This window comes from Nonomuraea antri (assembly GCF_013283785.1).
GTDB classification, from domain to species: Bacteria; Actinomycetota; Actinomycetes; order Streptosporangiales; family Streptosporangiaceae; genus Nonomuraea; species Nonomuraea antri.
Genome location: NZ_JABCPZ010000288.1, coordinates 1 through 12,443, shown reverse-complemented (window position 1 = coordinate 12,443; position 12,443 = coordinate 1). Strand labels below are relative to the sequence as shown.

The 12,443-nt window shown below is 70.3% G+C and carries 12 protein-coding genes and 1 other RNA gene; 4 read left to right on the top strand and 9 right to left on the bottom strand.

What is annotated here, in order from left to right:
* The 6 genes from HII36_RS48785 to HII36_RS48760 all read right to left on the bottom strand — a co-directional run.
* Positions 1-455, bottom strand: a 455-nt coding sequence (locus HII36_RS48785) for an alcohol dehydrogenase catalytic domain-containing protein (protein ID WP_173530223.1), incomplete at its 3' end; no start/stop codon positions are given.
* Between the two features lie 83 nt (positions 456-538).
* Positions 539-1,975: an Nramp family divalent metal transporter gene (locus tag HII36_RS48780; RefSeq protein ID WP_173530222.1), complete on the bottom strand. Its 1,437-nt coding sequence runs from the start codon at positions 1,973-1,975 to the stop codon at positions 539-541.
* A gap of 34 nt (positions 1,976-2,009) precedes the next feature.
* Positions 2,010-2,816 (bottom strand): GNAT family N-acetyltransferase, encoded by an 807-nt coding sequence (locus tag HII36_RS48775; protein WP_173530221.1) that lies wholly within the window; start codon positions 2,814-2,816, stop codon positions 2,010-2,012.
* Positions 2,813-3,874, bottom strand: a complete 1,062-nt coding sequence (locus HII36_RS48770; RefSeq protein WP_173530220.1) for a M20 family metallopeptidase — start codon at positions 3,872-3,874, stop codon at positions 2,813-2,815. Before HII36_RS48770 ends, HII36_RS48775 begins: the two co-directional genes overlap by 4 nt.
* A complete protein-coding gene (locus HII36_RS48765; RefSeq protein ID WP_173530219.1) occupies positions 3,871-4,899 on the bottom strand; it encodes a dipeptidase in 1,029 nt (342 codons plus the stop codon). Before HII36_RS48765 ends, HII36_RS48770 begins: the two co-directional genes overlap by 4 nt.
* A 112-nt stretch (positions 4,900-5,011) precedes the next feature.
* Positions 5,012-6,457 (bottom strand): flavin-containing monooxygenase, encoded by a 1,446-nt coding sequence (locus HII36_RS48760; protein ID WP_173530218.1) that lies wholly within the window; start codon positions 6,455-6,457, stop codon positions 5,012-5,014.
* A gap of 117 nt (positions 6,458-6,574) precedes the next feature.
* Between HII36_RS48760 and HII36_RS48755 the strand changes: the two genes are divergently transcribed.
* The 4 genes from HII36_RS48755 to rnpB all read left to right on the top strand — a co-directional run bounded on the left by HII36_RS48755 (position 6,575) and on the right by rnpB (position 9,922).
* A complete protein-coding gene (locus tag HII36_RS48755; protein WP_173530224.1) occupies positions 6,575-7,375 on the top strand; it encodes a Nif3-like dinuclear metal center hexameric protein in 801 nt (266 codons plus the stop codon).
* 2 nt (positions 7,376-7,377) lie between these two features.
* Positions 7,378-8,118 (top strand): zinc ribbon domain-containing protein, encoded by a 741-nt coding sequence (locus HII36_RS48750; RefSeq protein ID WP_173530217.1) that lies wholly within the window; start codon positions 7,378-7,380, stop codon positions 8,116-8,118.
* Positions 8,115-9,371: a bifunctional RNase H/acid phosphatase gene (locus HII36_RS48745; RefSeq protein ID WP_173530216.1), complete on the top strand. Its 1,257-nt coding sequence runs from the start codon at positions 8,115-8,117 to the stop codon at positions 9,369-9,371. The genes HII36_RS48750 and HII36_RS48745 overlap by 4 nt, the downstream gene beginning before the upstream one ends.
* Before the next feature lie 160 nt (positions 9,372-9,531).
* Positions 9,532-9,922, top strand: an RNA gene (gene rnpB / locus HII36_RS48740) — RNase P RNA component class A.
* A gap of 33 nt (positions 9,923-9,955) precedes the next feature.
* On the opposite strand, the gene HII36_RS48735 is transcribed toward rnpB, so the two are convergent.
* The 3 genes from HII36_RS48735 to HII36_RS48725 all read right to left on the bottom strand — a co-directional run.
* Entirely contained in the window at positions 9,956-11,128 is a 1,173-nt protein-coding gene (locus HII36_RS48735) for a tyrosine-type recombinase/integrase (protein WP_173530215.1), read from the bottom strand.
* Positions 11,128-11,316, bottom strand: a complete 189-nt coding sequence (locus HII36_RS48730) for a helix-turn-helix transcriptional regulator (protein WP_173530214.1) — start codon at positions 11,314-11,316, stop codon at positions 11,128-11,130. Before HII36_RS48730 ends, HII36_RS48735 begins: the two co-directional genes overlap by 1 nt.
* 33 nt (positions 11,317-11,349) lie before the next feature.
* Positions 11,350-12,443: replication initiator (locus tag HII36_RS48725; RefSeq protein WP_328808235.1), on the bottom strand; the 1,094-nt coding region annotated here is incomplete at its 5' end.

Genomic DNA, 12,443 nt, shown 5'->3' with positions numbered 1-12,443 from the left:
CCGCCCGCCCCCGTCACCAGCACCCGCGTGCCCGGACGCAGCCCGGCGGCCTCCACCAGGCTGAGCGCCGCCGGCCCGACCTGGATCAGCGCCGCGGCCTGCCACATGCTCACCTCGCCCGGCACCTCGACCAGCGTCTCCACGCCGGCCACCGCCCGCTCGGCGTACCCGCCGCCGGACGGCAGCAGCGCGGCCACCCGGCGTCCCACCCACGACGGGTCCACCCCGTCACCGGCCGCCAGCACCCGCCCGGCCACCCCGGTGCCCGGCACGAACGGCGGCCGCAGCGGGGACCACTCGCGCCCCCACCCGGCACGCAGCTGCGCGTCGACCGACATCACGTCCGCCACCGACACCCCGATGACCACCTGGCCGGGCCCGGCGACCGGGTCGGCGACCCGCCTGACCGTGAGGACCTCGGGTCCCCCGAACCGCGTCACTTCCACAACGTTCATGCGGACAGAGTGCAAACTCAACTGGACTTGAGGTCAAGCGGAGAGGTCGTGGGCGGTCGGCTCGCGCGCCGTTGATCACTCGTTCACGATTGGCCGAACAGCTTCTGCGCCTGCTGGACGACGGTCAGCACGGTCAGCGTGCCGAAGAACGCCACCGACCAGACGAGCGCCCCCAGCCGGTACGACCTGACCTTGATCGCGTCAGGCAGCGCCCGCCGGTTGAGCACGATCAGCAGGATCGAGTACACGAACATCATCACGGCCGCGAAGCTCGCCGAGAACACCAGCAGGATCAGCGGCTGGTCGAAGCCCAGCAGCAGGATCCCGATCCCGACCAGCGTCATCGCCCAGACGGTGAGGAAGTAGACCTGGTTCACCGAGATGTTCTTGTTCCGCAGGTAGACCGTCTTGATCGTGTCGGAGGCGAGCCGCGAGGTGTAGTCGACGATGCCCATCGCCGAGGCGAACAGCGCCAGCGCCCCGATCACCCAGAACAGGATCCCGAACCACGGCCCGACCGCCGTCTGCAGCGCCTGGCCCTCCACCTGGAGGAACGCGATGCTGTTGGCCAGCCCCGGCTTCCCGAACACGGTCGAGTAGGCCAGCATCGACATCAGCGCGATGGTCAGGAACGACACCACGGCGAACGTGGAGAACTGCTCCACGTTCGCGAAGCGCCACCACCGGCGCCAGCGGGCCAGGTTCTCCTTGGTCGGCGCGAACTGGAACCCGGTCGACGCGGCCGCTTCCTCGTGCCCGGTCACCGGGCTGACCAGGCGCGGCACGTACAGGCCCATGCCGAAGCCCTTGTCGCGGATCCAGTTGCTCTGGCACAGGTTCTGGCCGCCGCCCGCGCCCGCGTACGCGATGGCACCCATCAGCACCGCGAAGCCGAGCTCGTCGGCCGGGAAGCCGGCGTCGACGGTCAGGCCCTTGCCCAGCTCGGCCCAGCTCTCGGCGGTGATCGCGAACAGGATCGCGACCACGATCAGCGTGACCACCAGGGCGATCTTCACGAAGATCACCCGTTCCAGGGCCGTGTAGATCACCGGGGCCAGCGTCAGCCCGAGCGCGATCACCACGAGCATGCCGATCGCGATCCACCTGACGCTGCCCGCGCCGGTGCCGGTCAGGTACGTGACCATGGTGGCCGACGTGGTCACCCAGCCCGGCCAGAGGTTCGAGCACAGCGTCATCAGCACGAAGACGAGTCCCCAGTGCTTCCACATCCGGCTGAACCCGGTCAGCGCGGTCTCACCCGTGGCCAGGGTGTACCGCTCGATCTCCATGTTGATGAACCACTGCGTGACGATGCCGATCAGCGCGCCCCAGATGAAGATCAGCCCGACCTGGGAGGCGATGTACGGCCAGAGGATGAACTCGCCGGACGCGAGCCCCACCCCGGCCCCGACCAGGCCGGGGCCGATGACGCGCCAGGTCGACGTGGGCGCTTCGGGCAGATCGCGTACGGTCACGGACGGTAGGACTCGCGCAGGAACGGTGGGGGTGAACTCCGCCATGCGGATCTCCTTGCTCGCTCGCCTACCCGTCACATTACAGAGATCCGAATCGCGAGTTAACCACCACGTAATCGCCCTCCGAGGTGAATCCGGCGACCCGGCCGCCGGCGCCCATCAGGCCGCCGAGCACGTCTCGTACCGCCAGCCGCCACTCGCGCGCGGCCGCAGGATCGCGCCGCCGCAGCGTCTCGATGTCCGGCGGCGTCGCCACCAGCAGGACGGGACCGGACGCCCCGGTCACGACCGGACGCCCGTCACGCGCGCCCACCGCGACCTCGCCGCCGGGCGGCGGGGCCGGGCGGGGCTCGGCCAGGCGCCAGAGCGCGAGCAGCCGGTCGGAGGCGTCGCCCTCGTTGATCGCGTCGGTCATGACGCCGTAGAAGTCCTCCAGGTACTCCGCGGGCGCCGCGCCCAGCTTGGCCAGGTTGAACCGGGCGTTCCGGCGTACCAGGGGGTCGAAGGTCCAGGTCACCTTGCTGATGCCGCGTTCCAGGCACCAGGCTCGCTGGTGCAGCTTCAGCGCGTAGCCGATGCCGCGGCCGATCGACGCGCCGGTCACGTGCGAGTGCAGCGTGTCGCCCGCGGCCAGGAACCCGACCGAGGCGCCCACCAGCGTGCCCGACTCGAACGCGCCCGCCACGTAACCGCCCGCGTGCGAGAAGGCCACCATCAGCTCCACCGTGACGGGCGGGTTGTTCGGCCCGGGGTGCCAGATGTCGTCGAAGAGCCGGAAGACCTGCTCGAACTCGTCGAACGTGTGCAGCTCGCGCACCTCGACCCCGCTCTTGGCCGCGGCCGCCCCGGCCTCGTCGCGCGCGGTGGCCCGGTCGTGGGCGCTCATCGGACCGCCTCGATCAGCGCGCGCAGCAGCGCGGTGCGCCGGGGCATCTCGGCCACGACGACGTGCTCGTGGTCGGCGTGGGCGCCGCCGCCCACCGCGCCGAGCCCGTCCAGCGTGCGGCAGCCCGCCCCGGCGCTGAAGTTGCCGTCGGACGCGCCACCCACCGACGCGGACGCCAGTGGCTCCAGCCCCAGCCCCCCGGCCAGCTCCTGGGCCAGCACGAACAGCTCGGCCGACATCTCGGTCTCCAGCGGCGGCCGGTTCGGCCCGCCGAGCAGTTCGAGCCGGGTGCCGGGGACCACCGGGGCCAGCGCGCGCATGGCGTCGTCCACCCTGGCCTGCTCGGCCACGCTGGGCACGCGCACGTCCACCCCGACCGTGGCCTGCGCGGGGACGGTGTTGAGCGTGGTGCCGCCGGACAACACGGTCGGCGTGACCGTGGTCCGGCCGGCCGCGATCCCGGTGATGGCGAGGATCTGGTGCGCCAGCTCGACGCCGGCGTTGGCGCCCTTCTCCGGCTCCAGCCCCGCGTGCGCGGCCTTGCCGTGCACGGTCAGCGTGTACTGGCTGGTGCCCTTGCGCGCGGTCTTGAGCGCGCCGCCGTCCGCGCTGGCCTCCATGACGAACGTGGCCGCCAGCCCCCGCGCGGTGTCCTGGATCAGCGCGGACGAGGTGATCGAGCCCACCTCCTCGTCACCGGTGATCAGCAGCGTGACGCCGTCGAGCGAGTCGAGCCCGGCCAGCGCGTGGAACGTCTGGACCAGGCCGGCCTTCATGTCGAACACGCCGGGGCCGCGCGCGATCCCCTCCACCACCGACCAGGGATGCGTGCGCAGCGTGCCGATCGGCCAGACCGTGTCGTGGTGGCCGAGCAGCAGCACCCGGGGCGTGCCGAACGTCCAGCGCAGGTGGGTGACGCCGTCGATCACCAGGAACTCCGGCTGGACGCCCAGGTGCCTGGCGCCCATCGCGGCCACCACCTTGGCGCTGCGCGCCACCGCCTCCAGGTCGCTGGAGAACGATTCGCACAGGACCAGCTCTTCGAGGTCGTCGATCACGCCAGCCGCTCCCCGAGGAAGCGGTGCACGTTGCCACCGATGATCTTGATTACGTCCTTCTCCTGCAGGCCGCGCGCGAGCAGGCCCTCGGTGACCATGGGCAGCCCGGACGGGCCCTCCAGGCCGGGGATCGCCGACTTCGGGTCGACGCCCCTGGTGTTGACGCCTTCGCAGCAGGGCGGGGTCAGGTCGTCCATGACCTCGCGGATGAAGTCGGGGCCGAGCCCGACGTGGTCGATGCCGGCCACGTCCGCGACGTGCTCGATGTGGTCGAGCAGGCGATCGAGGTGCACGTCCTCCTGGCGGTCGGTGAGGAAGGGGGCGAAGAAGTTCACGCAGACCACGCCGCCGTTCGCGGCCACCGCGCGGAGCTGGTCGTCGGTGAGGTTGCGGTGGTGGTCGCGCAGCGCGCGGGCCGAGGAGTGGGTGGCCATCACCGGCTTGGTGGCCAGCTCCAGCACGTGGGCCACGCCGGACGCGCCCAGGTGCGAGATGTCGAAGACGATGCCCAGCCGTTCCATCTCGCCCAACGCCTCGACGCCGTGCGAGGTCAGGCCGCTGCCCGTGGCGTCCTCGCCGCTGCCGTCGGCCAGTGGGGTGCGGCCCCAGTGCGCGATCGAGGCCACCCGCACGCCCAGCCGGTGCACGGTGGAGATCAGCTCCACGCTGGCGTCCAGGCCTGGCATGCTCTCCAGGGCGATCAGCAGCGCGATCTTGCCGGCGTCGATGGCCCGGTCGATGTCGGCGGCGTCCAGGCAGATCGCGACGTGGTCCGGGTTGCCCTCGGCGAGCACGTGCGCGCACTCGATCATCCGCAGCGTCTGACGCAGCGCGCCTTCCGGACGGTAGCCGTCGTCGATGAAGACCGGCAGCACCTGCAGGTTCACCCCGCCGGCCCGCAACTGGGGCAGCCAGCGCTCGCGGAAGAACCCGGCCCACTGGGCGGGTGGCCGCGCCGAGACGGCCATGAGCAGGTCGTTGTGGGTGTCGGCCACCACGGCACGTTCGTGCAGAGACATCGTCATGCGATGGACGCTACCGTCAGCGTGCCTCGCTAGGACATGACCGATGCTCCGATTCCGGGGCCGCGTCTCCGTCGCGGCGGACGAAGACGCCGCGCCTGATCACCGGGCCCGTTCACTGGGAGGTGACGGACCTGTAAGCGGGCAGCGGCGGGCGGGACGTCAGCCTGCGGTACAACGTCGTGGGGCCCGGCCAGTTGTTCGTGACGCGCCCGGAGGCCGTCTTGTACCAGCTCTGGCAGCCGTTGCCCCAGACCATCCGCTCCATCGCGGCGTCGAGCCGCCCGCGCCAGGCCGCCATCACCTCTGGACGCACCTCCATCGGCCCGGTGCGCGACAGATGCGGCAGGCACGCCATGATGTGGTTCACCTGGCACTCGATCATGAAGACGATCGAGTTGTGCCCCAGGTTCGTGTTCGGCCCGTACAGCAGGAACAGGTTCGGGAAGTTCACCACCGAGATGCCCAGGTACGCCTCGGCCCCGTCGCGCCACTGCTCCTGGAGCGAGCGCCCGCCGAGTCCGGTGACCTCGATCGGGGTGAGGAACTCGGTGGTCTTGAACCCGGTCGCGTAGACGATCGTGTCCGCCGCGCGCAGGCCCTCGGTGGTCTCGACGCCCGCGGCCGTGATCCGGGCGATCTTGTCGGTGACCACGTCGACGTTCGGCCTGGTCAGAGCCGGATAGAAGGAGCTGTCGATGACCACCCGCTTGCAGCCCGGCGGGTAGTCGGGGGTGAGCTTGGCGCGCAGTTCCGCGTCGGGGACCTGCTCGCGCAGATGCCCCAGCGCCCGCTTCTCCAGCAGCCCCGAGCTCCAGCCCCGGGCGAGCGCCGGGTAGAGGGTGCCCTCGGCGTAGCGGTAGATCCATTCGCGGTAGGCCCGCTGCAGCCCGGGGACGAAGTGGAAGGCGAGCCTGGCCAGCGGGCCGAAGGTGGCGTCCGGCTTGGGGATGACCCAGTTGGGGGTGCGCTGGAAGACGTCCAGGTGGGCGGCGCGCTCGGCGACGCGCGGGATGAACTGGGCGGCCGACGAGCCGTTGCCGATCACGGCCACGCGGCGGCCGGTCAGGTCGTGCTCGTGGTTCCAGCGGGCGGAGTGGAAGGAGACGCCGGCGAACTCCGTCATTCCCGGGATGTCGGGCAGGCGGGGCTGGTTGAGCTGGCCCACGCTCATGACGACGACGTCGAACGTCTCCGGGGTGTCGCGGCCCGCGGTGGTGAGGTGCCAGGTGGTGCCGTCGAAGGCGGCTCGGCGGACTTCGCTGCCGAACCGGATTTTTCGCCTGACGTCGTATTTGTCGGCGCAGTGCGTCAAGTATCCGAGAATTTCAGGCTGTTCCGGGTAGCGGCGAGTCCAGCTGGAGTACTTCTCGAACGAGTACGAATACAGATGGGAGGGAATGTCGCAGCCCGCGCCGGGATAGCTGTTGTCGCGCCAGGTGCCGCCGAGGTCGTCCGCCTTCTCGAAGACCGTGTACGACCTGATCCCCGCCCGTTCGAGCTGGATCGCCATGCACAGTCCGCCGAACCCCGCGCCGATGATCGCGACCCTGAGAGCCATGCCGTCCTCCGCCGTGTCAGGATTCACTTACAGTACGCCGAACCCCGTTCCATCGACACCCCTCGCCGCGCCCACCGGGACCGGCCGGAAGGCCGATAGTCTGCGCACGTGGCTGCAGTGACGCTAGTGGACGTGATCGAGAAGCTCGAGGCGGCCTACCCGCCCGCCCGGGCGGAATCCTGGGACGCGGTGGGCCTGGTCTGCGGAGATCCCGCCCAGCCGGTGCGGCGAGTGCTGTTCGCCGTCGATCCGGTGGCGGCGGTGGCGGACGAGGCGCTGGAGTGGGGCGCCGACCTGATCGTCACCCATCACCCGCTCTACCTGCGCGGCACCACCACGGTCGCCGCGACCACGCCCAAGGGCAGGCTGATCCACCGGCTGATCAAGAACGACGTCGCGCTCTACACCGCGCACACCAACGCCGACGTCGCCAACCCCGGCGTGTCCGACGCCCTGGCCCGTACCGTCGGCCTGGCCGGCGACCTGGTGCCGCTGCGGCCGTTCCCCGACGACCCCTGGCGCGGGCTCGGCCGCGTCGGCGAGCTGCCGGAGCCGTCCACGCTGGGCGAGTTCGCCGCGCTGGCCGCCCAGCGCCTGCCGCGCACCTCGTGGGGCATCCGCGTCGCCGGCGACCTGGCGCGCCCGGTCCGGCGGGTGGCGGTGAGCGGGGGAGCGGGCGACTCCCTGCTCGGCGCGGCCCGCGCGGCCGACGTCGACGTGTTCCTCACCGCCGACCTGCGCCACCACCCGGCCAGCGAGTTCGTCGAGACGGGCGGGCCCGCGCTGATCGACGCCGCCCACTGGGCCACCGAGTGGCCCTGGCTCGACAGCGCGGCGTCCATCCTGGCCGCCAGTGGCGTTAACGTTGAGACGCGCGTCTCCGCCACGGTCACCGATGCTTGGACAAGAGGATATTGATCATGAAAGCAGCCCCTGAGGCCCAGAAGCGACTGCTCGACCTGGCAGAGCTCGACTCCGTGGTCGACCGGCTGGCCCACCGCCGCCGCACCCTGCCCGAGCTGGCCCAGATCGAGGAGCACGCCAGGCAGTACGCCAGGCTCGCCACGCAGGTGATCGAGGCCGAGACCGAGGCCGGCGACCTGGCCCGCGAGCAGACCAAGGCGGAGAACGACGTCGACACCGTGCGCACCCGCGCCGAGCGTGACCAGAAGCGCCTCGACTCCGGCGCGGTGACCTCGCCCCGCGACCTGGCCGGCCTGCAGTCCGAGATCACCTCGCTGCACAAGCGGCAGGGCGACCTGGAAGAGGTGGTCCTGGAGATCATGGAGCGCCGCGAGGCCGCCGACACCAAGGTCAGCGACCTCAGGGCCCAGCGCGACGAGGTGGGCACCGCCCGCGACACCGCCCAGGACCGGCGCGACGCCGCCTTCGCCGAGATCGACAAGGAGGCGGGCGAGGTGCGTGGCCGGCGCACCGCCGTCGCCGGCGAGATCCCCGCCGACCTGCTCGCCCTGTACGAGAAGCTCAAGGACCAGTACACCGTGGGCGCCGCCATGCTGCACGGCGGCCGGTGCCAGGGCTGCAAGGTGGCCCTGTCCATCGCCGAGATGAACCGCATCAAGGCCGCGCCGCACGACGAGGTCCTGCGCTGCGACGAGTGCCGCCGCATCCTCGTCCGCACCGCAGAGTCGGGCCTGTGACCTCGTACGTCATCGAGGCCGACGGCGGCTCGCGCGGCAACCCGGGCCCGGCCGGCTACGGCACGGTGGTCATGGACGCCGCCGACGGCCAGGTGCTCGCCGAGGTGGCCGAGGCCATCGGTGTCACCACCAACAACGTGGCCGAGTACCGCGGCCTGATCGCCGGACTGAAGTCCGTGCTGGAACTGGCCGGCGAGGGCGTCCCCGTCGCGGTCAGGATGGACTCCAAGCTGGTCATCGAGCAGATGGCCGGCCGCTGGAAGATCAAGAACGAGGGGCTGCGCCCGCTCGCGCTCGAAGCCCAGGCCCTGGCCAGGCGGCTGCGCGTGACGGAGTGGACGTGGATCCCGCGCGAGCGCAACAAACACGCCGACCGGCTGGCCAACGAGGCCATGGACGCCGCCGCCAAGGGCCTGACCTGGAAGGCCGGCGGCTCGGCCGCGGAACCGGGCGCACCTGGCGTCTCCGCGCGGGTCCCCACGGCCTCGACGTCACTCGCCTCACCCGAACAGACCGACCTCCTGGACATCGCCGGCGTCACCACCGGGACCGGGGACGTCTCCGCCCCGGCCGCCGCGGTGGCCGCCGCCCAGCAGCGCGGCACGGGCGCGGGCACCGGCTGGGCCGCGCCCACCCGGGTGGCCACGTCCCTGCTGCTGCTCAGGCACGGCGAGACCCCGCTGTCGGTGGAACGCAGGTTCTCCGGCACGGGCGACCCCGAACTGACCGCCAACGGCCTGGCCCAGGCGTCGGCGGCGGCCGAGCGGCTGTCGCGCGAGCCGTACCGTCCCGACGTGATCGTCAGCTCGCCGCTCAGGCGCGCCCTGCGGACCGCCGAGATCGTCGCCCAGCGCGCCGGCCTCTCCGTCGAGGTGGACGACGACCTCAGGGAAGCCGACTTCGGTGCCTGGGAGGGCCACACGTTCACCGAGGTCCAGCGCCAGTGGCCGGACGAACTGACCGCCTGGCTGGCCGGCCCCGACGCCGCACCGCCCGGCGGCGAGAGCTTCACCACGGCGGCGCACCGCGTCAAGGCCGCGGGGGAACGCCTGGTGGAGCGGTACGAGGGCAAGACCGTCCTGGCCGTCTCGCACGTGACGCCCATCAAGCTGCTGCTCAGATTCGCGCTGCTGGCGCCGCCGGAGTCGCTCTACCGGATGCACCTGGACCTGGCCTGCCTGTCGCTCATCGAGCACTACGCGGACGGCCCGGCCGTGGTGAAGTCGTTCAACGACACCTCACACCTGCGCTGACCCCCCGAACGGTGGCCTGCGGTCGTGCCGGATGCCGCCAGAACACCCGGCACGACCGCGCATGCCACCACCCCCCTCAGGTGGTGACGAGATCCATTTCAGCCGATGGATCTTGTCGTCGAGTTGGGAATGGCTTGAGGTTTGATAATCTTGCGCAAGACGAGTCGGCCGGGCGACCGCGTCGGGCCTCCGGGCCCGCCGAGGAAGGTCCGGGCTCCACAGGGCAGGGTGGTCGGTAACGCCGACCCGGGGTGACCCGCGGGACAGTGCCACAGAAAACAAACCGCCTCCCGGCGTGCCGGGAGGTAAGGGTGAAACGGTGGTGTAAGAGACCACCAGCGCCCACGGCGACGTGGGCGGCTAGGTAAACCCCACCCGGAGCAAGGTCAAGAAGGAACGCCCTCCGGGGCGTTCCGCGCGCGACGTTCGAGGGCTGCCCGCCCGAGCCGCGCGGGTAGACCGCTTGAGGCCGCCGGCAACGGCGGCCCTAGATGGATGGTCGCCCCTTCGCCCGCGAAGGACAGAACCCGGCCTACAGGCCGACTCGTCTCTCTCCGCCCCTGTGACCAGGGGCGGAGCAGTGGTCAAGATTGCCTGTTCCGTCTCTGTTCCGGAAGCTTCGGAAGCAGAAGCGCGTCAATGGCCCCGCGTCCGAGATCGTCTTGGTCCGGGAAGAGGTGGCCGTAGGTGTCCATCGTCTCGGCGATGGTGGCGTGGCCCAGACGAGTCTGGATCACCTTCGGGTTGAGGTTCGCCTTGATCAGTCCGGAGGCGTAGAAGTGCCGCAGATCGTGGAACCGGGTGCCCTTGGGGAGGCCGGCCTTTGCCACGGCCTCACGCCAGCATTCGTTGAACGACTTTCGCTGAGCGACACGACGGCACCTGTTGGTAATGAGCACCCCCTCCGGACCAGGTGAGTAGTGCGTCTGGTGCTCCTGGATCTGGGCGAGGACGAGGTCATCGATGGGCAACGTGCGACGCGACGCCTTGGTCTTGAGCTCGACCAATTCGCCTTTCTGTGCTTGACGATGAACCTGGACGCGCTTGGCTTCCGGCTGGACCTTCGAGACCGTCAGTCCGAGGGCCTCGCCCAGCCGGAGACCGAGCCCAAAGCCGAGCCACACGGCCAGTTTGTAGCGAGGGGTCATGACGTTGGCGAGGGCCAGGACAGCCTCTACCGGCAAGGGCTCAACCACGCGGGCCGCAATGCGCGGCAGGGGGACGCGCGAGCACGGGTTGCTGGGGATGTCGCCGTCATCGACAGCGGCTTGCAAGACGAGACGCAGGACCGCGAACACGGTGTGCACCGTCGTCGGGGCCAAGGTCTTGTTGAGTCGCGCGACGACGGCTTTCATGTCGGCCCTGGTGAGGCTGCCGATTCGCCTTTCGCCCAAGGCCGGGATCAGATGCGCATTCAGGTGGACGGTGTAGGTGTCGAGGCTATTAGCCCTCAAGTGCACCTGTGATGGCAGCCACTTGTTCTGGGCGTACTCACGAAACAGGAGCTTGCCCCTACGTTCGTCGACGTAGACGCCACGGAGTCGGTCAGCCTCCTTGGTCGTCCCGTGATTTTGTGCCTGGGCTTTGGTCGTAAAGGCTTTCGTCTCCTCCTTGCCGTCTGGCCCGATCCAGATGGCGAGCCAGCGCTTGGCCTCTTTGCTGCCGCCGTTGTCGGGATGCCGCTTCGTCTTCTGCCGGTGCTTTTGATCATCCGATCCCGTGACAGTCCGAAACCAGAGATCACGGACGCGAGCCATCAGGCCGCATCTCGCTGCTGACGGAACCAGCCGAGGACGTCCTCCTCCAGATAGCGGAGGTGACGACCGACGCGGGCCGCCTTCGGGCCGATTCCTCGATGCCGCCACTGGTACAGGGTGGCAACGGGCACGCCGAGGAAAGTCGAGACGTCTTCGGCGCTCCAGGTTCGCTGGATGGCAGGGTTCATTGCGGTGGTGCTCCGTTCGCAGTCTGAGGTTGATCAGGCGGCGAGCGGTGTGGACGAACTGCATGCCTGTTGGTGGGCGAGTTCTTCGCGTCCTGCTCGGGTGCGTTCGCGGGCTTGGGCCGCTGCCGTGTTGGCGAGGAGTTGGTCACCGGTGGTGTGCCAGCCGGTGCCTGCGTAGGTGAGGAAGCCGATGACGAGGGTGGTTTCCCCGGTTTTGGTGTCAAGGTCGTGTTGACGCTGAAATGGCGTCGCGCTGGGGTGTCCCTCTGCCCTTGGGGGGTCGGTGTTGAGGGCGTGTGCGCGCTTGTAGGCGGCTCGTTCTTCGCGGATGGAGCCGAAGGTGATCGAGTAGCGGCGGGCTTTGGTGAGGAAGTGTCCGCCGAAGCCGAGCATGTGGGCCCACCTGCGCAGTCCGGCCCAGTCAGGAGTCTGCCCGAGTTTCCAGGCGGCTGCGATGAGCCGTTCGGGGTGGGTGCCGGTGGGGTTGGCGTACAGGCCGATGGTGTCGGCGGTGAGCCGCCGGGAGGTGTGGCCGGTGGCTTCGGTGCCTTTGGTGGAGTACTTGGCGAGGTAGGCGGCGACGGCTTGGTCGTCGAGGGCGTCGCCGGAGGCTGAGAGGGTGATGGGCCGGATCTCGTGCTGGCTGCCCCAGGTGATGTGCCAGCCGCCGGGCTGGTCGGGATGGGATGGGGTGGTGCAGGCGATGGTGGTGGCGGCGAGGGTGACGGCGGCGGTGATGTCGTCGGTGGTGATGCCGGCTGGGGGTGGGGTGATGGCGTCGGGCTGGGCGGGGTCGATGCCGTCAAGGCGGAGCAGGATGTGGAAGTGGACGGCGCCGCGTGCTTGGTATTCGGCGGCTTTGCCGTGGGAGAGCCGGACTCGGGGCAGGCCGCGTTGGCGGGCGAGCTGGTTGAGATGTCGTTCGGCGTGTTGCTTGGTGCGGCGCCAGAGTTCTCCGGCGTGGTGGTTCCACACGACGTGGTGGTCGTGGTCGTAGCAGTCGGGGCATAGGGGCCGGCCGAGCTGCTGATCGCTGGGGGTGTGGCGCTGCCAGCAGGCCAGCGGGGTTCCGTGCGGGCAGGTCGGGTTGTCGCGGCGGGCGTGGCAGGGGGAGGGCCGGCAGGTGC

Bases quoted from the DNA above. Each gene is read 5' to 3' on its own strand.
- HII36_RS48780 (WP_173530222.1), bottom strand. From the start codon at position 1,975: ATGGCGGAGTTCACCCCCACCGTTCCTGCGCGAGTCCTACCGTCCGTG.
- HII36_RS48775 (WP_173530221.1), bottom strand. From the start codon at position 2,816: ATGAGCGCCCACGACCGGGCCACCGCGCGCGACGAGGCCGGGGCGGCC.
- HII36_RS48765 (WP_173530219.1), bottom strand. From the start codon at position 4,899: ATGACGATGTCTCTGCACGAACGTGCCGTGGTGGCCGACACCCACAAC.
- HII36_RS48760 (WP_173530218.1), bottom strand. From the start codon at position 6,457: ATGGCTCTCAGGGTCGCGATCATCGGCGCGGGGTTCGGCGGACTGTGC.
- HII36_RS48750 (WP_173530217.1), top strand. From the start codon at position 7,378: ATGAAAGCAGCCCCTGAGGCCCAGAAGCGACTGCTCGACCTGGCAGAG.
- HII36_RS48735 (WP_173530215.1), bottom strand. From the start codon at position 11,128: ATGGCTCGCGTCCGTGATCTCTGGTTTCGGACTGTCACGGGATCGGAT.
- HII36_RS48730 (WP_173530214.1), bottom strand. From the start codon at position 11,316: ATGAACCCTGCCATCCAGCGAACCTGGAGCGCCGAAGACGTCTCGACT.